The sequence below is a fragment of the Embleya sp. NPDC127516 genome, assembly GCF_044765325.1.
Classification (GTDB): Bacteria; Actinomycetota; Actinomycetes; order Streptomycetales; family Streptomycetaceae; genus Embleya.
In genome coordinates this window covers 221,500-245,787 of sequence record NZ_JBIWJT010000017.1, presented here as the reverse complement: position 1 = coordinate 245,787, position 24,288 = coordinate 221,500, and the positions used below count along the sequence as shown (strand labels likewise).

The window sequence follows — 24,288 nt, the reverse complement described above, 5'->3', positions numbered from 1 at the left end:
CGGCTTCGACGGCACCACCCGCTCGAACAACTCCCACAACTCGTCCGGCACCAGCCGCTCCACAAGCGTCGTCACACCCGCCAGAATAGCGAACACCCCAAATGAAACGACTTCTAAGACGGAAATGAACTCCGCGGTGGTCTCCAACTCCATGACACATCGCATGAATTGCCGTAGATCGCGACGGTGCATCCCGTCGAGCCCGCGCACGACGGTAACCACCGGCTCCTCGCTCGCCACGACGAAATCGGAATAGCAGTCGGTGTAGGCGGGCCAATTCTCTCCGAACCAGTCCGGGAAATCGTAGGTTCGGGCCAACGCTTGCAGCACGTCAAGCTCCGAGCCCCCTTTCGGGACGTCGACATCCAGCCGTACGAAACCGGCCGCGACGAATCTCTCGACCGCGGTCTGCGCCGTGGACTCGTCTACCAGGTACGGCCTTTCCCCCAGCGCGGCCAGGACATCCGCCCCGTCGACCCAACCGGCCAACCTGCGCCGGGCACCAACGACCCACGGATCCGTGGAATCCTTCGGCGCGTCCTCCAGCCTCTGCCAACCACCAAGGCTCCCGATCCCCACCCTCGACCTCCTCACCCACACCGTGACCGCATCGCCCTCCTTCGGGCACGACGAGGCCATGCCCGCCGTCTGCCCCCAATGGTGACAACGCGCCGCACGCCGCGCAGACTGTTTGGAGCCTCCCCGCCGGACGACTCCGAAGGGGCCGCCGCACCGCGAAGAGCCGCCGACACTCCCCGAGGTCGGCGGGTGCGGGGAACGCCTGGGCACCCGATGTGTGGAAACGGGCGGGTGAGGGAAGGCCACGTTCGTCGTCCCCCCGGACTCGGTCGGCACCCCGTCGACCGTTTCGCCGGTGATGATCAGCCGACTCAACGCCTCCTGACCGGTGGCCGGTTGTTGCGCCACCCGCGGGTCCTGCGCACGAAGCTCCCTCCCCGTTCGCGCGGCACCTTCCCGATCCTGAGACCGCTGCGGTAGGCCCACCGGCGCACTGGGGAGCATGATTTCGACCAAAGGACGACAGCACACTGTAACCGGAGTGGTTCAGCTGTCTCACTCGACGGCGAGGAGAGTCGCCATGCGGACCGGCATCGTCACGACAGCAGGGCCGGGTGTGGAACACCTGGCCGCCCGCGCGGAGGAACTCGGCTTCGACAGTTTCTGGGTGTACGACACGCCGATGATCCACGGCGATCCGTTCGTGAGTCTCGCACTCTGCGCCAAGTCCACCCACCGGATCAGGCTCGGCATCGGTGTCACCTCACCGGCACTGCGTTCCGCGCCCGCCGCGGCGGCGGCCGTCGGCAGCCTCAACGCCCTCGCCCCCGGCCGCATCGTCTGCGGGGTCGGCACCGGCAACACGGCGCGCCGTACGCTCGGCATGCGGCCCACGAAGACGGCGGAACTGGAGTCGTTCACGGCCGCCCTACAGGATCTCACCGCGGGCCGCGAAACGGACTACCGCGAGGGGACCCGGTCCAACAGGGTGCGATTCCTGCACGTCGGGCCGTACGTCGACACCGAGGCTCCCGTGGAGTTCGTCGTGGCCGCGTTCGGCCCGAAGGCTGCCGCGGTCGCCGGCCGGCTCGGCGCGGGAGTGATCTCCTTCGGGATGCACGACCCCGCGGCCTGGTCCGCCCTCGGCCGGGCCCGGCGGGCGGCGGCGCGGAACGCGGGCAGCACCGAGAAGACCCGTGCGTATCTCATGTCCTCTCTGCATGTCCTCGCCGACGGCGAGGACCGCTACGGCGATCCGGTCAAGGACTCGATGGGGCACATCGCACTGAGCGCACTGATCCTCGGCGCGGAGGACCCCGCCCTCCGCGCAGCCCTGCCTCCGGAAGAGGCCGCGGCCGTCGACCGTCTGCTCGAGTTGCGCGGCACCACCCTCACCGACCCCAAGCTTCACCAAGCGCTCTACCGCAACTACCTCGGCCGGCTCTCCACCGAGGACCGCGAGCTCATCCTGCCCTCCCTGGTGGACAGATTCGGCCTGGTCGGTACCAGGGCCGAGGTCACCGAACGGATCAACGCGCTGGAGAAGTCGGGGGTCGACGAACTGGTGATCCAGCCCGTCGTGGACCCGGAGACCGAAATGGTCGAGCTCGCACGGCTGCTGGCCTGAAACTCGGCAAAGAACGGCCGTCGGATCGTCCAGCGGGCCGTTCGGCCGTTCAGGCCGTTCAGACCGCTCGGGCTGTTCGGGGTGGCGGCGGACAGGCTGCCCTGTGCGTACCCGCCCCTCGACCGCCAGGGTCAAGTCGATCGTGCGGTCCCTCAAGCGTCGACTGGCCGCTCGGCGATTCCCCCCGTTGTAGGGTCAGATGACCCCTTGCGGGGTGCCGCTTTCGCTGAACGTGTTGCCGCTCGGCATCAGCCCGGTTCCGCCCGTGTCGGCGTACCACAGGCTGTTGCGCGGGAAATCCCGGTGGCTGGGGGCTTTTCCGGTGGCGGTGTCGAGTCGGAGCCCGACGTACGAGGCTCCGGCAGCGCCCGGCACCGCCGGCGCGCAGAGGCCGGTGAGCACGCGGCGCCGGGGCCGCGAGGCGCCCGGGCCCGTCTCAGCTCCTCGCTGCGAGAGTCGCCGACACGCACGCCACGTTCGACCGGGAACACAACGCCGCGACGTCCGATGCGCTCATGGACGGCGTCGTGGGGAAGTCCATGACCGGCGGCCGCTCCACAGGCACGGCGGACGACCCCTCGTCGAGCACACGCGTCGCCACCCACGCCGCCACAACAACGAACACGTAGACCAGCACGTGCTTGCGGAACCGACGCACAACTCCCCCGGGTCCCGGATGACGACAGCGTAACCACCGCCCCCGACAGCAACGTTCGCCGACGCATCATCACATCGGTCGGAATGTGCCACGGCGAAACTTCTTGCCGCCGTGCGGAGCTGACGAGGCATCGGCGTGGGCCGCGGCCACGGCCGGGCCGGTGTCCGGGACCGGGAGCTCGCCCTCCGACGCGGCACAAGGCCACGTCGGGTTCGCGGCAACGGCTTGAACACGGCGGCACTTCCGGTCGCCGCGCTCGGCCGGATGGATGGATGGATGGATGGCTGGATGTCGTGTCTCCGGCCGGCGAACCGACGGCGAACGGCCCGGTGGTTGCCGTGATGATCGGGTGCCCCCTCCCCCGCGACCCGCATCTCCCCCTGCGTGGGCGCCCCGCGGACAAGGCGGCCCGACCCGACCAGTACCCACGCGCCCTGTGAGCCCGGGTCGTGTGTGCTCGGGAAGCCTCTCACGCGGGGCGCAGGGGCCGTCGGCGGGCGACTGGTGATGTGGCCCAGGACCATCACGTCCGGACGTGATGGTCCTGGCGGAACAGGCCAAGGGTGCGCGAAAGGTTGACGCAGATGCCTTCATGGCCGCTACCGGAGAATGCGGACTGCGCGCCGCCACGGTCGAGTTCGTCGAGACCGCGGCGGCCGACAGCCGGCAGTGGCGGGTCGCTAGCGTCGCAGGCCGCGGTCCAGGGCGGCGATGCCGCTGCCTCGGGCGTCGTCGCCGTCCAAAGCCCAGATCATGACGCCGGCCAGATCGTGCCGGCGGGCGTAGCGGGCCTTGGCGGTGAGGATCTCGGCGTTGTCATACGTGTAGAAGGTGTTGCCGTCGTATTTCCACGAGGCGCCGTGGTTTCGGTCGACGTAGGTGGTGCCGGGGTGGGCGCCAAGTTCCTTGTAGGTGAGGTCCGGTGCGGTGGCGGTGGCCTTCTGGTAGAGGCCGTTGCGGTCGCCTGCCGGGACGCCGGTCCAGCCGTGGCCGTAGAACGGGACGCCCAGAACGGTCTTTCGGGAGGGCAGGCCGAGTCGGGCGTAATGGTCGACGGCCTTGTCGGCGCTGCGTTGGCGGGCGTCGGGGTCGGTGGGGTCGGAGTACAAGTTGGCGTGGTGATTGGTGGGGCCTTTGCTTTCCCACGCGCCGTGGAGGTCGTAGGTCATCAGGTTGATGAAGTCGACCGAGGCGGAGACCTTGGGGATCTCCAGGCGGTCGGCAACCACGGAACTGGCCGGGAGCGCGGCGGTCAGCAGGTAATGCCGAGGCTTGGGGCGTTCGCCCCGGGTCTTGGCCTTCTGCGCGGCGTACTCGTCGAGTTGCTTGCGGAACTCGGCCATCAGCAGCGTGAAGTTGCGGCCGTCCTCGGGGCGTTCGACGTTGCCTTCCGCGCCGCCGCCGCCCGGGTACTCCCAGTCGACGTCGATGCCGTCGAAGACGCCTTCGGCGGCGCCGGGCCCGCCCTCGGGAGCGCCGCCGAGCCGCGGCACGTCGCCCTTGATGTAGAGGTCGATACAGGAGGAGACGAACTTCTTGCGCGACTGGTCGGTGGCGGCGGCGTCGGAGAAGTACTTGGACCAGGTCCAGCCGCCGAGCGCGATGACCGCCTTGAGCTGCGGGTTCGCGGCCTTCAGTTTGCGCAGTTGGTTGAAGTGGCCCTTGAGTGCCTGGCGGGGGGTGTCGGCCACGCCGTCCACCGACTCGGCGGCGGTGAACGGGCGCTGGTAGTCGTCGTAGGCGTAGCCCTGACCCTCGATGTTGGCCTCGAAGCAGGTGCCCTCCGCGGAGACGTTGCCGAAGGCGTAGTTGATCGTGGTCAGCTTGGCGGCCTGGCCGGTCTTCTGGACGCGTTTGGCGGAGCTGTCGGGGCCCCACTGGGTGAAGTACCCGATCCGCTGGCCTTTCGGCTTCGGACCGTGCGGCCCGTTGCCGGCGGCGGCGGTCGCGGTGGTGGCAGAGGTGGTGGCGAGCAGCACGGCGGCGGTGACGGCCGCGAGCAGACCGGATGGACGAACGGTCACGAGCGCCTACTTTCCGACGGGGCGTCACGGCGCCCTGGGCCAGACATGGCAAAGGTCTAGTCCATTCCGTCGCACGTGTACAAGGGGTGCGTTCGGATCGGTGCAATATGCAAAACGGTGTTTCATCATGGCCCGCTGGGCGGCGGCCGGCCTGGTCGGACAGATCCGCGACCATCTCCGCAAGCGCATCCGGCGCGGGATGGGCCGAGCCCCCGGGGCGGTCGCCACCGTCATCGACTCCCAGTCCGTGAAGGCCGCGGAGACCGCTGGTCGAACGATCGATCGCCTGGGTCATGCACGCCCGCCGGCCCGCCCGCGACCTACGAACACCTCATCCGGAACTCCGAGTCGCTCATCACCTGGGCCGCGATCACCCTGATGACCAGGCGAATCACCCGCCGCACCTCCCGCCGGGCCGGCCGGCCGCCCTCACGCGAGGCCCACCGGGACTGACCACGGTCCCTACCGCGACCGCGAACTGCGGCTTCCGACGCACGCACCCTCGCACAGAGCCGACCCGCTCATCGAGGCCCCGGGTCGACTCCGCTCGGGCCGGGTGAGACGTATCCCGGTCCGCGTGCGCGTCGAGGTCACAGACGGCGCAGCGGGACGTCCGTCGGAGTGGCCGTGGACCGGGTGATCTCGACCTACGCGGTGGAACACGTGCCGTGCGCGTGGATCGCCCAGGCCCGGTCCGGAGGCCGTGTGGTCACGCCGTGGGGGCGGTTGGGTCACGTCGCGTTGACGGTCGCCGACGGACGACGCCGGAGACCGGCCGACGTGAACGACCCGCCCGCACGGATCGTCGGCGCGCCGCCGGACCGCCCTCCCGGCACGGATCGTTGCCCCGCGTCGGCCGACGCCCGGTACGGGGCGGTGGCGGCTACGCCTTCGGCTGTTCCGGGAAGTCTCCGGTGGGCAGGCCCAGGAGGACGCGGATGCGGTACGCGAGATCGGAATCCGGGGGGTCCAACTCCCGTATCGCACGAGCGAGTTGCTCTCGGGTCCTCGCTTCGATGATCTTGAGCCAGGAGGGCCGCATGGACACGTTTTCGCGCGCGAGCGCGTCCGCGAGCGGGGCGACGTCGGCCGGCCACGGGGTCGCGGCGAGCTGCCGGGACTCCTCGTCCTCGGCGGCGAGCCGGTCGACGGCGAGGACGCGCACCTCGGACCACGGACGGCCGTCCTCGATGGCCTCCTCGAACGCGTTGATCGCCCGGTTTCGGCCCGACACGATCTGCTGGTAGCGCCGCGCGGCCTCGGCACGCGTCAACGTGGCGCCGGTACGCGGCGGCAGGCTGAATGGAGTTGCCTCCGGGACGGCGCGAGTGGCCGGGCTCCCGGGCCGAGTCGCCGGCGATCCCGACGAGGTCGCCTTCGGGGCGGCACGGGCGGTCGAGGATGCGGCCGGTTCGGGGCGGCTGCCGGCCGCGAGGTCGGTCGCGGCCGAACAGCCGATGACGGAGACGGATATCAGGGCCGTGCTCGCGAGAGCGGCAAGCACGGTACGGGGATTGTCGATCACGAGGACGTGAGCATAAGCCTCCCGCACACCGGCACGGCAGGCGGGGTCACGGCTCGTTCGGGCGCGCCCCCGGGAGCGAACCCACTCGGGCGTCCGGACGACCCCGGTTCCCCCGCCCACGCGAACTCTCCTCGTCCACTGGGGCCTTGCCACCTCCGGCCGCCACGTTCCCGCCACGGGCCACCGCGGTTGCACCGTCGTCGCCGAGGACGACCACACACTCGCCGAACATCCGGCGATGCCCGCGTCCCGCGGCGGCGTCACGGACAACCATCCCAGGGATCGGCGGCGGGAGGTGCGGATGCGGCCCGGGCCGCGTCGGCGACGACGCCGACATCACCGCCCGCATCGATGCCGAGATCAGTTCGATGATCCGGGCGTTCACGGCGCGCTGCTCGGCAACGAATGTCCTGAGTTCTGAAGGCCCGCGCGGGGCCTCGGCCGCGGATGTGGACACGCCTCGCTCGGTGTCGATGGTGGCGTTTCGGGATTGCGCATAGGCAACGGCCGAGAGCGCGTTCGCCAAGGATCCTTGGTCCTGGAAAGCCCTGCGGCCGTTCGCGTCGGGTCGGGATGATGCCTGTCATGGGCACTCACGGGGGACGCAAGGTCGCTTTGGCTTGGGCACTGGTGTGCTTGGTGGCCGTGGTCGTGGCTGCGGTGTGGGGGTTGCGCGGGGTCAAGCCCGGGGACGACTTCGACCCGATCGGGGCACTGGGGGTGCTGTTCGGGACGGGTGTGGCGGTGTGGTCGGGGCTCATGACCCGGGCGGCCCTGCGTCAACAGGCTCCCAACCTCGCGTTCGCCGACGACCTGGCCCGTCAGGTGAAGTTGGTCGAAACGGCCGAGCGGGCGCGGATGCTGGGCGAGGACAGCCCGCGCATCGACGTCAGATTCGTCCTGCGCCCGGCCGCCCGGCGCAGCGCCGCCGGCGCCGGGTCGGAGGGGCGGCTGAGCACGGTGGTCGACTACTACGCCAAGTTGCGTCCGCGGCGGTTGGTGATCACCGGGGCTCCGGGGGCGGGCAAGACGGTCCTGGCGATCGAGTTGGTCCTGGGTCTGTTGGATCTCGAGCGCAAGGCTTCGGATCCGGTGCCGGTGCGGATGTCGTTGGCCTCGTGGTCCACGCTGCCCGACGCGGTGCCCGTGACGGTCGAGGCGGCAGGGGCGGCGGTGCGTTCGTGGGTGTGCGCTCATCTGGTGCGCAACTATCGGATCACGTCGGTGGTCGCGAAGGCGTTGGTCGAGGCGGGGCTGATCCTGCCCGTCCTGGACGGTTTGGACGAGATGGACGCGGAGGATCCGGGCCCCAATTTCGGCCGGGGGTGGCGGGCGCTGGAGGTGCTGAACGCGTACCAGCACGGTCGTGAGAAGGCGGGTCTGGTCCTGACGTGCCGCAGCGGGCCCTACGACGGTCTGCAGGTGTGGGCCAAGGACGCCGCGCGTGTGGAGATCGTGCCCGTGACCTTTTCCCAGGCGCGGCAGTTCATCTTCGACCGTGTCGACGACCGCGCGCGTTGGCGGAATGTGACCGACACCCTCGACCGCGAGCCGTTCGGAAGCGTCGCACGGGTTCTGTCCACGCCCTGGCGGCTGATGATGGCCGTGACCGTGCATGAGCAGCGTGACGCCCGCGGCTTCCACTTGCCGCAATTCCATCCCGACAACCTCCTCTCGCCTCGACCGGGTGGTGAAGCGGCGATGCGTCACCACCTCAACAGGCTCTTCGTGCTGGCCGCCACCACTGATCAGCTCGCACGCGACGGGCGACGGCCGGGATACACCCCAGCTCAAGTGCACACGTGGTTGGGCGTGTTGGCCGGCTACCTCAGGGCGAACACCGTCACGTGGCGCCACGTCGGCGGGCGCACGCTGTCCGGGACCGACATGATCCTCCACGAGATGTGGCCGCTGGCCGGCCCGCGACGACCCAGAGCCGTCCACGGATTCCTGTGCGCGGTCCCGCTCGGGCTGGGCATGTTGTTGTTGACCGCTCTCTTCGATCGATTCGAATTCTCCGCGGAAAAGCTCCAGGGGGCAGGCACGGTGGCTGCCATCTGCGGCGTCGGGGTGGCGTGTGCCTGGTACAACGTTTGGCCGTCACCCGCATACCTGTCACCCCTGCGCATCCGGCCGCGTCATGGAGGTCCCACCGCGGTGGAGCGCATCGCCGGGGGGCTCACGATCGGGGTCGAAGGAGCGGTGATACTGCGATTCCTGTACGGCTACACGGATGTGACCGTGTCCGTGGCGATCGCGCTGATCGCGTTGCTGATCACCGGGCACGAGTCGGCCGGCAGGGTCGGCTTCACTAACCCGCGCAACCTGATCAGGTCCGACGTCGCGGCCTGGCTCGGCATCGGATTCGCCTGCGGTGCGGGATTGCTGGCCTACATCGTTATGGGGTGGGTCGGCGAGGATGCGATGGGGCTCGTCCTCGGGCTCGTCTGCACACTCGGAATGGGATTCGGATTCGCCCTCGCGGCGAGGTTCGGTGTCGGAACCGGCAGCGGGGTCGAAGTCGCGGCGCGGCTCGCGGCCGGGCTGGTGCCCGCACTCGCACTCGTCCTGGCCGTCGCGCCCCAGCTCCGACCCGGACTGTTCGATTGGGCCCTCGCCATCGTGAGGAGCGTTGTGCTCGTGGCCCTGCTTGCCGGGGGAATGCTGCTGTGCGTCAACGGATTCGTCGGGGGCGCGGGAGTTCGATATCTCGCCCTGCTGCTGTGTACCCGCCGCGGACCCCGGCGGTTGCCGTGGCGACTGGGGCGGTTCCTGGCCTGGGCCACCGACGCCGGACTCCTCCGCGTCTCGGGAACCGCCTACCAGTTCCGCCACCGTGAACTTCAGGAATGGCTCGCCGACAACCCCACACCACCCCCAGCCCCCTGAACACCCCAACCACCCCCAGGTACCGCGCTGTTCCCCGGGCGACCGAGCGCTCCGGCTAGCGCGGCGGGCCCGGCATGGGCGGCGCGGACGGGTTGTATGCCGGGGCACCGTACGACGCGCCCACGCCGGCCGGTGCCGATCCGCGCCTCGTACCGCCGACCGCGATCGAGATGGACGCGGCGATCAGACCGACACCGGCGAGGCTCATCGACAGGCCGCCGTTCTCGGAGCCGTACGCGACGGAATAGTTGTTCTGTCCGCCCGATACGCAGCGAGTGGCTTCCTTGCTGCCGGAATCGGGCCTGCACACCCACTCGTTGAAGTGCCCTCGCTTGGCGTCGTCCTCGTCCTGCTCGACGAATCCCATTCCGAGCAGTACGAACCCCGCTACCAGAAAGATCAGTTGGAGAATGCGTGCGATCGGATGCATCTGTTGAGGCCTCGCCCGTTCGAAGTCGTCCACCACTGGAAGTCGTTCACTACTACGTGAGTCGCGGGCGACGGAGTGCACCGCGCACCCACGGTGCCGACAGGTGCCGGAGCCGCCCACGGACGAGCCTCCGACGGCCCGGTGGGATCAACTGTGGCGGCCCGCAGACCCGGTGGGGAGAACAACGGCGTCCCACCTCGACCTGGGACGTGCATCCCTCCGCCGACCTGCGTAAACACCGCGAGAATGGGACGGGTTCATACGGCCGCGATCATGGAGCGGCGCCGGCTGGTCGTCCGGGACGGACAGCCTGTCACCCTCGAAACGGTACGGGCCCGCCCCCGCCGAGCTCGGAACTCGTGCGCCCGCGCGGTCCGACGGCCGGACGGGGGTGAGCGGGCGTCGAACCGCGCGAGTGCCGACCACGGGGGGAAGCCGGCACCGGACGACTACCCGAGCCACGAAAGGCAACACCCCTGCGACCGTGGGTGCTTACCCGGCATCCCCACCGGGCTGCAAGGTGGCGAACCACGGTCGGAGGAGCGTCGTCCGGTTCCCGGGCCTTGAGGGGGCGGACCCGACCGGGGAAGCAAACTGGCAACGAACCGGCCGGAGACGCAACCGACACCGCGCCCACCGGACATCGGTCGACGACACACATCAACCAGCGATCGGATGATCCGAACGAGACGGTCTAGTTGTTGGTGGTGAAGACGACGTCCACCCAGAAGTTGGTGTCGTTCCGGGTGCTGGTCGGGAAGCCGCTGGAGCCGTACCTGTACACGCCGTTGCCGCCGACGCTGCCGGATGCCGGGGCGGTGACCGCACCCCCGGCCGCGTCCGTCAATCCGCCGTCGGTGAGGGAGTACCGGCCTGCGGGGGCGAAGTACGAGGCCACGTAGGTGACGTTGGGACTGATCCAGACCGGTTGGGCGAACGTCACCTGCTGCCAACCCGATTCCGACTCGTTGGTGAACGTGGCGGTGGCGAGTTGATAGCCCCCGCCGGTCCAGATGGTTCCGGTGTGCGGACCGGTGTTGCCCGGGCCCTTGTAGAACCGCAGGCCGGTGGCGAATCCGCGCGTGTTCGCCCCGAATTTGACGCCGACTTCGATGCTGGTGACGTCGTCCTCCGCGAGCACGGCCGGCGTCGCGTTCGAGGGCCAGATGGTGCAGGACGGGTTGCAGACGGGTGGCGGGCTGTCGGCCGTGGTGAAGGTCCAGCTCTTGGTGGGCATCGGGGTGCCGTCGAGGGATTTCACGCCGATCAGGTCGACGAAGTAGGTGTTGGCGGGCTCCAGGTGGTAGGTGAGATCGAAGGTGGTGATGCGGCTGGTGGCGTTGTAGGTCGTGCTGCCGGGGCGGCCGCCGCTCTCGCCCTGCCAGATCACCCAACGGATGGTGGAGGGTTGCACTTCCCGGTCGAAAGTGGCGGTGATGTTGGTGTCTACCGGGACGGAGGCCTCCCCCTGCGTCGGGGAGATGTCGATGACCGCCGGCGCGGGACCGGGAGCGTCGGAGGTGTTGAACACCGGGTCGACCCAGTAGTTGGTGTCGTTCCAGGTCGAGTTCGGGAATCCGGTGCCGTAGAAGTACACCCCGTTGCCGCCGGCGGTGTCGCTCGCGGGTGCGGTGAGCGGGCCGCGGACGTGCGCGGTGGTCAGACCGCCCTGGTCGGCGCTGTACCTGCCGTTGGGCGCGTGATACGAGGCCACGTAGATGGTGCCGGCGGTGACCGGGACGGGCTGGGCGAAGTTCACCTGTTGCCAGCCGGAGTCGGACTCGTCGGTGAACGTGGCGGTGGCCAGTCGATCGCCGGACGCCGACCACAAGGTGCCGGTGTGCGTGCCGGTGTTGGTGGCGTCCTTCCAGAAACGTACGCCGGTGATGTAACCGGCCTGGTCCGCTTGGAACTTGACGCCGAGTTCGGTGGCGGCGGTGTCCGGATCGGGACCGGAGGAGGGCTGTTCGGTCGATGCCCACAGGGTGCAGGGGCAGGTGACCGACTGGGCCGGGTCGCCGTTGACGCCGATGTCCGTGGAACCCGCCGCCGCCCGGGCTGTCCCCGGTGCGGCGACGGTTAACGCGAGCAGTAACGCGAGCAGTAACGCGAGGATTGTCGGAATAGTTGCCCTGTGCAGCCTTGGCCAAGCTATGTTCATGGGTGTCCCCCACTCGAACATCACTTCCCGGGGCGGTTGTCCCGGGGCCGAGCTATGGGAGAGTCTGGCGCACGCCCCGGCCCGTTGTCCGGGGTTCGTCCGCTCGTGAAGCGGGTCGTGGGGTTCCGCACGACCGTCCGGGGGACCCGCGAGGGTGGCGATCACCGGCGGCACCGTGCTCGTGAGGACCGTGCGGCAGGGGGCACGGCGCCCGGCGAAGTCCGTGACCTACAGCGTGGACTACGGCAGCGCCGTGCAGGCGGCGGCATCCGCTCGTCGGATGGACCGAACCGACATCGGCTCAGGTTTCGGTCTCGGTTTCGGTCTCGGTTCCCCCAGGGTTTACACCCGGGGCAGCGATGGGCTTCGGGAAGAGCAGCCTGTGAATGCCGGCGGCCAGGATGCCACCCACGAGGGGGGCGACGATGAAGAGCCACACCTGATCGAGGGCTTTCCCGCCGACGATGAGGGCAGGCCCGAGACTGCGGGCCGGGTTCACCGACGTTCCGGTGATCGGAATCCCGATGAGGTGGCACACGGCGAGCGACAGCCCGATGGTGAGCCCTGCCATCGTGGCATTCGCGGTTCTACCGGTTACGCCAAGGACGACAAAGACAAAGAGAGTGGTCAGCACCACCTCGATCAGAAAGGCACCGCCCCCGTTGATATGGATGGCACTGGCGTCACCCCAGCCGTCGGCCCCAAGGCCGGTGGTCGAACGGCTGTAAAGGGGCGAACCGACGAACGTGGCCCATAGGAGCAAAGCCCCGAGAATCCCGCCCACGAACTGCGCAACCCAGAAACCGACCGCCTCCACCAGCGAAATTGCACCCGCCAAAAGGGCTCCGAGGGTGACGGCCGGATTGACGTGACAGCCCGAAATGGGACCGAGCACGTACGCCAGGGCCAAAAGAGTGAGGCCGAACGCGAGTGCGGTCGCGACCACGCCGGCGGCGTAACTGGTCCCCGTGGTGCCGAAGCCGAACGACAACGTGGCCACACCGACAGCGACGTATACGAGCAGTCCCGTCCCCAGCAATTCCGCAGCCAGCTTGCGCACCATGTCGTTCCCTTCCAAGGCGAGTACCAGAGGATCACCGCGGTCTGCGAAGTACGTGGATGCAAGCCCGAACCCCTGATAGATACAGAGAGTTATCAGAAATTATCACAAAGTAGTCACCTATTCGGTGATACCGTCTCATTTCGCCTGTCGCGTGGGCGCTACCGGTACAGCTCGGCTCCGCTTCGCGACGGAACCCGGCTTCCCGGCGCAACCCTCCACGCGCGCCGTCCACCGAGCAGCCCCGTTCGACCCCCACTCCCCCAGCCCGCCCCGACACGCGCCCTCGATCGCTCCCGAAGCCGATCGAGGGCGCCCCGTCGTCGACCCATGCCGGGCCGTCCGCCCGCGCCGGGTCGTCCCCGGCTCCTGCCGTTCTCTTACCCCTGGGCGTTCATGGCGTCGATCAGGCTTTGCGGGCGCATGTCGGTCCAGGTGCGTTCGATGTGGTCGAGGCAGGTCTGGCGGCTGTCCTCGGGATGCGCCACGGTCCATCCGGCGGGTACGTCGAGGGTTGCGGGCCACAGTGAGTGCTGGTTCTCGTCGTTGACGAGGACGAGGTAGGTGGCGTCGTTGTCCTCGAAGGGGTTGGTCGTGTGGGTCATGTCGGCTCTTTCCGGTCGTGCGCTGCCGGTGCCGGTGCACCGGCGGGAACGGGTTCGGGGTCGTGGTCGGGGTCGGATGTACCGGCCGGGATGGTCGCGGCGATCCCGTCGAGGCGAGCCGCGAGGGCGGGGCCGATCCGGGCGAGCGCGTCCGGTTGCATCAGCCCGTTGTGACGGGCGGCGATCTCGAGGACCTCGATCCGCCCGCGCACGTGCGGGCGCCACGCCGTGGGCTCGGGAATGCGCGGATCACGGTCCGTGGTGGCCTTGAACAGCAACATGTCCCCGTCGAACACGCCGGGGGTGAACGCCTGCGCTGCCACCGCGTTGTGGTCCAACACGGCCGCGACGGCCGCGAGTTGATCCGGCTGCAGACCGGCCAGGACGTGCTCTCGTTCGCGCAGCACCCGGGCGAGTCCGTCGTAGGTCGCCGGAAGGGTGGCGAAGGCGCCCGGGTCACAGTCGAGAACGAGAGCCAGGTGTTCCGCTCCGCGGTGAAGCGCGGATTCGTCGGGAGAGATCGCGTACAGGGGGTAGGCGTCGAGAACGGCCAGCAGTGCCGTGTGCTCGCCGCGCGTGGCCAGTTCGGTGGCGATGGCGTGCGCGATCAGTCCGCCGGCGGACCAGCCGAGCAACTGGTACGGCCCCTCCGGCTGCACCTCGCGGATCTGTTCCAGGTAGTCGGCCGCCATCTCCTCGACCGAGGCGGGCGCGGATTCCGGGTGGGTCAGGCCACGAGCCTGAAGCGCGTACACGGGCTGGTGCGGGTGCAGGTGGCGCAACAGCCCGCCGTACGCCCAGCCGATGCCGCCGGCGGGATGAACGCACCACAGCGGCAGCCGACTCCCGTGCGGACGCAGCGGCAGTACCACCTCCATGACGTCACCGGGGCGACCCGCTCCCGCTCGCTCGGCCAGGCCGGCCGGGGTGGGTGTCTCGAAGAGGGTGCCGAGTGCGATGTCGACGCCGAGGACGGCGCGGATTCGGGAGATGAGACGGGTGGCGAGAAGGGAGTGGCCACCGAGGTCGAAGAAGGAGTCGTCGGTCCCGACGGCCGGCAGATCCAGAATCTCGGCGAACAGTTCGGCGATGACCTGTTCGTGGGGGGTTCGTGGAGCTGTGCGGGTGTCGTCCTTGGCGTTCGGCCGGTGTTCCGGGGCGGACAGCGCCGTGCGGTCCGGTTTGCCGTTGGGGGTCAGCGGCATGGCGTCGAGGAAGACGAACGCCGAGGGGACCATGTACTCGGGCAGGTGCCCTCCCATGTACGCGCGCAGTTGGGGGACCGTCGGGCTCTCGCCCCGCGTGGGCACGAGGTGGGCGGTGAGGCGTTTGTCGCCGTGTCGGTCCTCGGGGGCGGTCACGACGGCCTGGGCCACGCCGGGGTGCGTGGTGAGAACTGCTTCGATCTCGCCGAGTTCGATGCGGAACCCGCGGATCTTGATCTGCTGGTCGCCTCGTCCGCAAAATTCCAGGCCCGTGCCGTCGGCACGCCACCGGGCGAGGTCGCCCGTGCGGTACATCCGTTCCCCGGGCGCACCGAACGGGCACGCCACGAACCGCTCGGCGGTCAGGGCCGGACGGTTCAGGTAGCCGCGGGCGACGCCCGAGCCGGCGAGGTAGAGCTCGCCGGTCACTCCCGGCGGCAGCGGGTCGAGGGCGGCGCCGAGGACCCAGGCGTGCATGCCGGGCATGGGCCGGCCCAGCGGCAGCGGCCGATCGGTGGCGACCACGGGTCCGAGCCGGTGGTGGGTGGCGAACGTCGTCGTCTCGGTGGGGCCGTAGACGTGTACCACCAGCGTGCCGGGACAGGCTTGCCGGATCCGGGCGGCGGCGGCAGGGGAGACCACGTCGCCGCCGGTCCATACCTCGCGCACGCCGGCGAGGCAGTGCGGTTGCTGTTCGGCGATCAGGTGGAACAGTCCGCAGGTGAGGAACACGGCGGTCACCGCGTGGCGGGTGAGGACGCGGTGGAGGGTGTCGATGTCGAGGGGGTCGGGTGGGGCGAGGACGACGGTGCCGCCGTTGAGCAGGGGTGTCCACAGTTCGTAGGTGGAGGCGTCGAACGCGGTGGGCGAGTGCGCCAGGACCCGCTCGTGGGCGCCGCCGCGCCAGGTGGGGATCAGTGCCAGCGCGGCCACGTCGTGGTGGGTGACGGCGATGCCCTTGGGTTCGCCGGTCGACCCGGAGGTGAACATCACGTACGCGAGCCGGCGCGGGTGGCAGGCGATGTCCGGGTCGGCGTCGCTGTGGTCGCCCCGTTCGAGCGTGGTCAGCGTGTCGGGTGTCAGCAGCAGCACCGCGTCCGTCCGGCGCATGATCAGGTCGATGCGCGAGGGCGGGAACCGCGGGTCCAGCGGCACGTACACCGCTCCGGCCTTGACGATTGCCAACAGGACCGCGACCAGGTCGAGGGAGCGTTCCAGCAGGACCGCCACCGTGTTCTCGGGTCTCACCCCACGGTCGATCAGGGCGTGGGCAAGGCGGTTCGCGCGCTCGTCCAGTTCCCGGTAGGTCACGGTCGTGTCGCCGGCGATCACGGCCGGCGCGTCCGGCGTGGCCCGCGCCTGCCGGGTGAACAGTTCGGGCAGTGCGGCCCACGGCACGCCCTCGTCCTGTGCCTCGGGCCGCCCGGTGCCGGACCGCAGCGTGTGTCGCTCGTCCTGGGAGAGCAGGTCGATGCGGCCGATGGGTGTGTCGGGATCGGCTGCGGCTGCCCGCAGCAGGCGGGTCCATCGTGCGGTCAGCGTCTCGATCGTGGACCGGTCGAACAGGTCGGTGGCGTACTCGAGCGTGCCGTCCACACCGGCGGGATCGCCGTGCGGACCGTACCGTTCCTCCAAGGCGAACGCGAGGTCGACCCGGGCGGTTCCGGTGTCCAGGGGCACCGCGTCGGCGCGCAGTCCCGGCAGGGCGAGGTCTTGTGCCGGTGCGGGATGGAGGCCGAGCATCACCTGGAAGAGTGGGTGTCGGGACAACGACCGGGTGGGGTTGAGTTCTTCCACCAGTTGCTCGAACGGCAGGTCTTGGTGGGCGTACGCGGTCAGGGCGTTGTCGCGGACGCGGGCGAGGAGTTCGGCGAACGTGGGGTCGCCGGAGGTGTCGGCGCGCAGGACGAGCGTGTTGACGAAGAATCCGACGAGGTCGTCGAGGGCTTGGTCGGTACGTCCGGCGATGGGGCTGCCGATCGGGATGTCGGTGCCCGCGCCCAGGCGGGTGAACAGGGCGGCGAGCCCGGCCTGCAGGACCATGAACAGGCTCGCACCGTGGCATCTGCCCAGATCGGTCAGGGCGGCGTGCACTCCGGCGTCGAGTTCGAAGGCGAGGCGCTCGCCGCGGTGGGTGGCGGCCGCGGGGCGGGGCCGGTCGAAGGGTAGTGGGAGCTGGTCGGGCAGACCCTTCAGGGCGCCCTTCCAGTAGGCGAGTTGGCGGGCCGCGAGACTGTCGGGGTGGGCCGGGTCGCCGAGCAGATCGTGCTGCCACAGGGTGTAGTCGGCGTATTGGACCGGCAGCGGTTCCCATGCGGGTTCCTCGCCGCGGGCCCGGGCGGCGTAGGCGCGGGTCAGGTCGCGCGAGAGCGGGCCCGTCGACCAGCCGTCCCCGGCGATGTGGTGCACCAGGAGCAGCAGCACGTGCTCGTCCGGTCCGGTGATGAAGAGCTCCGCGCGCAGTGGCGGTTCGACGGCGAGATCGAAGGAGTACCGGGCGGCGGCGGCGAGCCGCTCCCCGAGATCGCTCTCGTCGAGCCGGGTGACCGGCAGGCACAGGTGCCCACGGGTCTGCGTCGCGTCCAGCACCCGCTGGTGCGGCACGCCGTCCTCCGACTGGGGAAATACCGTGCGCAGGCTCTCGTGTCGGGCTGCCACGTCGGCGAGGGCGGCGTGCAGGGCTTGTCGGTTCAGGTGGCCGGTCAGGCGCAACGCGAGGGGAATGTTGTAGGTGGGGCTGGGACCCTCGAGGCGGTGCAGGAACCACAGGCGGCGCTGGGCGAAGGACAGCGGCACGTGCCGGGGGCGTTGCCCGCGGCCCAGGGCGGGCCGCCTGACCGGGCTCCCCTGGTCGAGTCGTCCGGCCAGGTCGGCTGGGGTGGGGGCTTCGAAGAGGGTGCGCAGTTCCACGTCGGTGTCGAGGACGGCGCGGATGCGGGAGGTGAGGCGGGTGGCGAGGAGGGAGTGTCCGCCGAGGTCGAAGAAGTTGTCGTCGGCGGACACGTGCGGGAGGTCGAGGGTTTCGGCGAACAGTTCGCACAGCAGACGTTCTTGCGGGGTGCGTGGGGCTCGGTGTTCGGCCGGGCGGTGTTCGGGTGCGGGGAGCGCGGAGCGGTCGAGTTTGCCGTCGGTGGTCAGCGGCAGCGCGTCCAGGGTCGTGAACGTCGAGGGGATCATGGATTCGGCCAGATGCTCGCGTGCGTGCGCTCTCAGGTCCGAGGGGCGCGCGACGCGGCCGGCGGTGGGGACCAGGTAGGCGACCAGGCGTTTGTCGCCGTTCCGGTCCGCACGGACGACGACGGCGGCCCGGTCCACGTCCGGGTGGTTCGCCAGGACGGTTTCGATCTCGCCGGGTCGGATGCGGACACCGCGGATCTCGACTCGGTCGTCGGCGCGGCCGCAGAGATCGAGTCCGTTCTCGTCCGAGCGCCATTTCGCGAGGTCGCCGGTGCGGTACATGCGTTCGCCGGGCCGGCCCCATGGGCAGGCGACGAACCGTTCGGCGGTCCGGTCGGGCCGGCCCAGGTAGCCGCGGGCCATGCTCGCCCCGGCGAGGTACAGCTCCCCGATCACTCCCGGCGGCACCGGCCGCAGGGCGGCGTCCAGCACGTAGGCGCGCATGCCTGCGACGGGCCCGCCGATCGGCGGGGCGGAGCCGGTGGGGGCGAACGGGGCACTCGTCGTCGCCGATACGGTGGTCTCGGTCGAGCCGTGGGCGTTGATGGTGCGTCGCCCGGACGCCCACCGGTCCAGCGGGTCCACCGGGCACGCCTGGCCGGCGACGGCCGGCGCGGTCGCCGGGCCGTCGTTCGCGATCGCACCGACCGGCGCCGACGCCGGCACGGTGGCGTGCGCCGGCCCCGACGGCGGGTCGGTGAGCGCGGACAACGGGTCGGCCACCGGGGTGAGCACCAGCGTGGCGCCGGACAGCAGGGCGGCGCACAGGTCCCGGACGAAGAGGTCGAAGGTGGGAGAGGCCAACACGCGGCTGCCGGTGCCGAGTCCGAGCTGCTCGGCCCGGGCGGCGGCCATGTGGGGGATGCCGCCGTGGGTGACGGTGACGCCTTCGGGCCGGCCGGTGGCGTCGGAATCGTAGACGACACAGGCACTGTGCCGGGGGTCGACGGCGATGCCCGGGTCCGTGGCCGGTCGTTCCTCCCCCAGGACGGTGACCGTGTCCGGGTGGTCGAGGACGAGCGCGGGGCGGGCGTCGTCGAGCATCGACCGGATGCGGGCGGCCGGGGAGGCGGGGTCGACGGGCAGGTAGGCGGCCCCGGCCTTGAGCGTGCCCAGGATCGCGACGACGAGGTCGACCGAGGGGGGCAGCACGAGGGCGACGATGTCCTCGGGGCCGATGCCGCGGGCGATCAGGGCGTGGGCGAGCCGGTTGGCGCGGGCGTTCAGTTCCCGATAGGTCGGTTCGCCGTCGCCGGCGATCAGCGCGAGAGCGTCCGGTGTTTGCTCCACTTGTGCGGCGAACAGTGCCGGCATCGATCGTCCCGGCGTCGCGGGAGCGGTCCGGTCGAACTCTTGGAGCACTCGTCGGCGTTCTTGTGCCGACATGATCTCCACGTGGCCGATCGGCCGGTCGGGGTCGTCCGCCACCGACGCCAGCAGGCGCGTCCACCGGTCCGTCAGCGCCTCGACGGCGGCGCGGTCGAAACAGTCGGTGGCGTATTCGACGGTGCCGACGATCCCGTTCGGGGCGCCGTCGGGGGTGTGCTGTTCGGCGAGGCTGAGCGTCAGGTCCATGCGCGCCGTGCCGGTGGGTGTCGGCCGGCCGCTCACGCGCAGGCCGGGGAGCTCGAACGTCCCGGCGGGGGTGTTCTGGAGGACGAGCATCACCTGGAACAGGGGGTGGTGCGCGAGTGAACGCGCCGGACTCAGCTCTTCCACCAGGCGTTCGAAGGGCAGGTCCTGGTGTGCGTAGGCGGCCAGGTTGGTGTCGCGAACACGGGTGAGGACTTCGGTGAACGAGGGGTCGCCGCTGGTGTCCGTGCGCAGGACCAGGGTGTTGACGAAGAACCCCACCAGGTCGTCGAGGGCCTCGTCGGTGCGCCCGGCGATCGGGGTGCCGATGGGGATGTCGTGCCCGGCACCGAGGCGGCTGAGGAGGGCGGCGAGACCCGCTTGGAGGACCATGTGCAGACTCACCCCGCGTTCGCGGGCGAGATCGAGCAGCGCGGCATGGAGGTCGGCGCCCAGCGTGATCTCGGTGGTGGCGCCGCGGTGGGTGGCCTCCGCGGGGCGTGGCCGGTCGGTGGGCAGCGCGAGTTGCTCGGGCAGGCCGGCCAACGCCTCTCGCCAGTAGGTCAGTTGGCGGGCAGCCAGGCTTTCGGGATCCGCCGGATCCCCCAGGAGGTCCCGCTGCCACAGGGTGTAGTCCGCGTACTGCACCGGCAGCGGCTTCCATGCGGGTGCCTCGCCGCCGCGCCGCGCGGTGTACGCCGCCGTCAGGTCCCGTGCCAGTGGGCCCATCGACCAGCCGTCCCCGGCGATGTGGTGCACCACCAAGGACAGCACGTGCTCGTCCGGGGCCAGGGCGAACAGTTCGGCGCGAAGCGGCGGTTCGGTCACCAGGTCGATGCCGCGGCGCGCCGCCGTCGCGAGTCGGTCCTCCAGCTCCGCCTCGCCGACGGACGTCACCGCCAGGGACAGGTGCCGACGGATTCGCCTCTCGTCCAGGACCTGCTGACAGGGCAGCCCGTCCTCGGACAGCGGGAAGACGGTGCGCAGGCTCTCCTGTCGCACGGCGACGTCCCCCAGGGCCTGTTCCAGCGCCGCCGGGTCGAGTTCCCCGGACAGGCGCAGCGCGAGGGCGATGTTGTAGGTGGGCGTGGGGCCGTGCATGCGGTGCAGGAACCACAGGCGGCGCTGGGCGAACGACAACGGCAGCGGCTCCGGACGCTGCTGCGGGCGCAGCCCGGGCCGAGCCTGCCCCGCCTCGTCGAGCCGGGCGGCCAGGCCGGCCGGCGTGGGTGCCTCGAACAGGGTACGGATCCCCACCTCGACGCCCAGCACCGCACGGAGGCGGGAAATGAGGCGGGTGGCCAGCAGGGAGTGGCCGCCGAGGTCGAAGAAGGAATCGTCGGCGCCGACCCGGGGCACGCCCAGGACCTCGGCGAACAACTCGCCCAACACCTGTTCGTGTGGGGTGCGCACGGCCCGGCCGCCCGCACCGGGGTGATGCTCGGGAGCCGGTAGCGCGGCCGTGTCCAGCTTGCCGTTCACCGTCAGGGGAAGCGCGTCCAGGGTCACGAACTCCGCCGGAACCATGTAGTCGGGCAGGTGCCCCCGCGCGTGCTCGCGCAGCTCCGGGGCCCGCGCACCGCTGGGGGCCGGAACGATGTAGGCGACCAGGCGCTTGTCGCCGGGCCGGTCCTCGCGGGCGACGACGGCGGCGTGAACCACGTCCGGATGCGCCGCGAGGACGGTTTCCACCTCGCCGGGTTCGATCCGGAAACCGCGGATCTTGACCTGCCGGTCCGCGCGGCCGAGGTAGACCAGGGCGCCGTCCGCGCGCCGGCGCACCATGTCCCCGGTGCGATACATCCTCTCGCCCGGTGTCGCGTACGGGCAGGCGACGAAGCGTTCGGCGGTGAGGCCGGGGCGGTTGAGGTAGCCGCGGGCGAGACCTTCGCCGGTGAGGTACAACTCGCCGGGCACGCCGGGCGGTACCGGCTGCAGGGCGGCGTCGAGAACGTGGGCGCGCAGGTCGGGCAGGGCGGTGCCGATCACGCTGGCGCCCGCCGCGGCGGCGGTCTCCCGGTCGAACGCGGCGTGGGTGGCGTACACCGTGGTCTCGGTGGGGCCGTACATGTTGACCAGCACGGGCGCGTCGTCGCCGTGGCGGCTGTACCAGTCGTCCAGGCGGGCGGGGTCCAGGGCCTCGCCGCCGAGCAGCACCGTGCGCAGCGACAGCGCCTGCCCGACCTGCGGGGCTTCGCGGTCGGCGTGCATCAGGGGATGGAACGCGGACGGGGTCTGACAGAGCACCGTCACGCGCTCGTCGGCCAGCAGGCGCAGGAACTTCCCCGGGGAGCGGGTGGTGTCGTGGGGAACGACGACCAGGCGCCCGCCGTGCAGCAGCGAGCCGAAGATCTCCCAGACCGAGGCGTCGAAGGTATAGGAGTGGAACAGCGCCCACACGTCGTCCGGACCGCACGCGAAGAGGTGTCGGGTCGTGGAGAGCAGCCGCACCACGTTGCGGTGCGGGATCAGCACACCTTTGGGTCGGCCGGTCGAACCCGAGGTGTGGATGACGTAGGCCGGATGCCGGGGATCGATGGCGACGACGGGATCGGAATCGGGGTGGTTCTCCAGCAGCGCCGCCGTCGAAGGGGCGTCCAGCAGCAGCGAATCCGTGCCCGGGGCGGGATCGATCGCGGCCCGGATCGCGGTATGGGTGAGCAGCAGAACCGCGCCGGTGTCGGCGAGCGTGGCCACGATCCGCGCGGCGGGGCAACCGGGTTCGATGGGCAGGTACGCGGCACCGGCCTTGAGCACTCCCAGGATCGCGGTCACCATCTCGACGCCGCGGGGCAGCACGAGGGCGACGATGTCCTCGGAACCGACACCGCGGGAGATCAGGGCGTGCGCGAGCCGGTTCGCACGAGCGTTCAACTCCCCGTAGGTCACGGCGTCGTCCCCACACACGACGGCGACGGCCTCCGGGGCGGTGTGAGCGCGAACCTCGAACAGCCCGGGCACGCTGGTGTCCGCGACTTCGGCCGGCACCTCGTCGCGGCGGCCCACCAGCTCGCGGCGCTCACCGTCGGAAAGCAGGTCGAACGCGCCGATGCGTCGATCGGGGTCGGCCGTGGCCATGGCGTCCAGAAGGCGCAGCAACCGCGTTTGATGGTCGACCAGATCCGCGTCGCCGTACCGGTCCGCGGCGGCGTGCAGCTCCAGCCGCATCCCGGCTCCGTCCCGCTGCTCCAGGGCCACCAGCGTCGGGGCGGCGACGGCTCCTCGGGAGAGGTTGTGCATCGTGGAGCGGTGGCCGGCGAACGTGAGGGAGGCGCCGAACGTCATGACGTTGACGATCATGAAGAACCGGGAGCCGATCCGGTCGGGCAGGCCGAGGTCGCGGGTCATGTCCTCGCCGCGATAGCGCTCGTGCGCCACGGCCTGCTCCACCGCATGGTCGACTCGGGCGAGCAACTCGGCCAGCGGCATGGCCGGATGCACCTTCAGGCGCAGCGGCACGACGTTGGCCAGTACTCCCGGGATGTTGAGCAGGTCACGCCGCGAGCGGCCGGAGACGACCAGGCCGAGCAGCACGTCCCGCGCGCCGGTCAGCCGGTGCGCGTACGCCGCCGCGGCGGCGACGACGTAGCGCGACCGCTGTGTCCCGGTCTGCTCGGTCGCCTTCCGCAGCGCCTCCGACGATGCCATCGGGCGCGCTTGGGTCCTCCGGGCGGCACCGGGAAACCACAGGCCGTCGCCTGCGCCGACTTCCGTGTGCGCGAGGTCCGGCCGGGCGGGCAGCGGGGCCGGGTCGGGCAGGTCGGCAAGCACTTTCGTCCAGTGCGCGCGGTCGGCGTCGTACTGCCCTGAGGTCCGGTAGTCCAGGTCGGCCCGCACCAGATACGCCGGCGACCCGAACGGGGAGGCTCCCGTCGCCTTTCCGGCGACCATGGCCGTGTACACCCGTGCGACCCGGCGCGCGACGAGGGCGAACCCGAAGCCATCCATCACCAGGTGGTGACTGCTGCCGTACCACCACCAGCGGTCCGTCCCCAGTCGCAACAACACGAACCGGAACAACGGACCGCGCGACACATCCATGGGGGTGTCCATGTCCGCTGCCATCCACGCCCGCGCCGCCGCCTCCGGGCAGGGCTCACCGCTGACGTCGACAAGCGGGAACGACAGGTCCGGGTCCGCGTCCACGACCTGCACCGGGCCGTCCTCGCCCTCGATGACGCGCGCCCCCACCGCCTCGGTCTCCGACACGGTCTGCCGCAGCGCGGCCTGGAACAGCGCGGCGTCGACCGGGCCGTGGATCTCCACGCACTCCGCGACCCGGTACGCCGCTCCCCCACCGGGGGAATGTTGCTCGGCGAGCCAGAACTCCCGCTGTGCGGAGGTCAGCGGCAGCGCACGGGAGGCGACTCCCTCGCGCCCCTCCACGGGGTTCGAACCGGGTTCCGGGTCGGGATCGGACACGATCGTGGTGCCAGGGCTGGACAACGGAGGACCTCCGGGAGGCTCGGACAACAGACGGGGACCGCAGCTGCGGGGTCGGTCGGGGGCGCCACCCGGGCGAACACTGCCGAGGAATGAAAGCCACGGGAGCGGCGGCCGCCACATCCGCGGTGTGCGTGGCGACTCCCGGCCCGGGCCGTCCGAGCGTGCCTGTGCACCGATCGCCGACCGCGCCTTGTCTTCCGCGCGGCATTTCTCCGAACATACGAAAATCCAACCAGGGGGTTAGTCGAGTGGGCAACGAAACAGGCGCGACGCACTACGAACGGGTGAACAACCCTGGGCCGCTTGGCGGGCCGGGACGACACGTGGCCGACGTCGCCTCGACACACGTCGAGGCCGAGGTCGCCGAGCGGGACTTTCGCCCGAACGGGC

11 protein-coding genes are annotated in these 24,288 nt (G+C 70.6%); 2 read left to right on the top strand and 9 right to left on the bottom strand.

Features of this window, described 5'->3' with window-relative positions; genetic code table 11:
- Positions 1-579 (bottom strand): barstar family protein (locus tag ACIRL2_RS31095; protein WP_402236430.1); only part of this gene is annotated, 579 nt, incomplete at its 3' end.
- 520 nt (positions 580-1,099) lie between these two features.
- On the opposite strand from ACIRL2_RS31095, the gene ACIRL2_RS31090 reads away from it, so the two are divergent.
- The gene (locus tag ACIRL2_RS31090) at positions 1,100-2,146 is read left to right on the top strand and encodes an LLM class flavin-dependent oxidoreductase (RefSeq protein ID WP_402236427.1); all 1,047 of its coding nucleotides are present in this window, start codon (positions 1,100-1,102) and stop codon (positions 2,144-2,146) included.
- Positions 2,147-2,341: 195 nt separating this feature from the next.
- Here ACIRL2_RS31090 and ACIRL2_RS31085 read toward each other — a convergent pair whose 3' ends face one another.
- The 3 genes from ACIRL2_RS31085 to ACIRL2_RS31075 all read right to left on the bottom strand — a co-directional run bounded on the left by ACIRL2_RS31085 (position 2,342) and on the right by ACIRL2_RS31075 (position 6,353).
- A complete protein-coding gene (locus ACIRL2_RS31085; RefSeq protein ID WP_395861370.1) occupies positions 2,342-2,548 on the bottom strand; it encodes a hypothetical protein in 207 nt (68 codons plus the stop codon).
- Positions 2,549-3,484: 936 nt separating this feature from the next.
- Positions 3,485-4,828, bottom strand: a complete 1,344-nt coding sequence (locus tag ACIRL2_RS31080) for a glycoside hydrolase family 18 protein (RefSeq protein ID WP_395861368.1) — start codon at positions 4,826-4,828, stop codon at positions 3,485-3,487.
- An 883-nt stretch (positions 4,829-5,711) separates the two neighbouring features.
- Positions 5,712-6,353 carry a hypothetical protein gene (locus tag ACIRL2_RS31075; RefSeq protein ID WP_395861366.1) on the bottom strand — a complete coding sequence of 214 codons (642 nt, stop codon included), beginning with the start codon at positions 6,351-6,353 and terminating at the stop codon, positions 5,712-5,714.
- A gap of 585 nt (positions 6,354-6,938) precedes the next feature.
- On the opposite strand from ACIRL2_RS31075, the gene ACIRL2_RS31070 reads away from it, so the two are divergent.
- Positions 6,939-9,242 (top strand): NACHT domain-containing protein, encoded by a 2,304-nt coding sequence (locus tag ACIRL2_RS31070; protein ID WP_395861364.1) that lies wholly within the window; start codon positions 6,939-6,941, stop codon positions 9,240-9,242.
- A gap of 55 nt (positions 9,243-9,297) precedes the next feature.
- Here the strand turns inward: ACIRL2_RS31070 and ACIRL2_RS31065 are convergent, their stop codons facing one another.
- The 5 genes from ACIRL2_RS31065 to ACIRL2_RS31045 form a co-directional block, all read right to left on the bottom strand.
- Positions 9,298-9,705, bottom strand: coding sequence for a hypothetical protein (locus ACIRL2_RS31065; RefSeq protein WP_395861363.1), 408 nt, complete (start codon positions 9,703-9,705; stop codon positions 9,298-9,300).
- Between the two features lie 661 nt (positions 9,706-10,366).
- A complete protein-coding gene (locus ACIRL2_RS31060; RefSeq protein WP_402236422.1) occupies positions 10,367-11,833 on the bottom strand; it encodes a DUF4082 domain-containing protein in 1,467 nt (488 codons plus the stop codon).
- A 301-nt stretch (positions 11,834-12,134) separates the two neighbouring features.
- On the bottom strand, positions 12,135-12,896 hold the full coding sequence (locus tag ACIRL2_RS31055) for an aquaporin (RefSeq protein ID WP_395861359.1): 762 nt from the start codon (positions 12,894-12,896) through the stop codon (positions 12,135-12,137).
- Between the two features lie 377 nt (positions 12,897-13,273).
- Positions 13,274-13,498: an MbtH family protein gene (locus ACIRL2_RS31050; RefSeq protein WP_395861357.1), complete on the bottom strand. Its 225-nt coding sequence runs from the start codon at positions 13,496-13,498 to the stop codon at positions 13,274-13,276.
- Complete coding sequence (locus ACIRL2_RS31045; RefSeq protein ID WP_402236419.1) at positions 13,495-23,898, bottom strand: amino acid adenylation domain-containing protein; 10,404 nt, start codon at positions 23,896-23,898, stop codon at positions 13,495-13,497. The genes ACIRL2_RS31050 and ACIRL2_RS31045 overlap by 4 nt, the downstream gene beginning before the upstream one ends.
- Positions 23,899-24,288 lie beyond the last annotated feature (390 nt).

Bases quoted from the DNA above. Each gene is read 5' to 3' on its own strand.
- ACIRL2_RS31090 (WP_402236427.1), top strand. From the start codon at position 1,100: ATGCGGACCGGCATCGTCACGACAGCAGGGCCGGGTGTGGAACACCTG.
- ACIRL2_RS31070 (WP_395861364.1), top strand. From the start codon at position 6,939: ATGGGCACTCACGGGGGACGCAAGGTCGCTTTGGCTTGGGCACTGGTG.
- ACIRL2_RS31060 (WP_402236422.1), bottom strand. From the start codon at position 11,833: ATGAACATAGCTTGGCCAAGGCTGCACAGGGCAACTATTCCGACAATC.
- ACIRL2_RS31055 (WP_395861359.1), bottom strand. From the start codon at position 12,896: ATGGTGCGCAAGCTGGCTGCGGAATTGCTGGGGACGGGACTGCTCGTA.
- ACIRL2_RS31050 (WP_395861357.1), bottom strand. From the start codon at position 13,498: ATGACCCACACGACCAACCCCTTCGAGGACAACGACGCCACCTACCTC.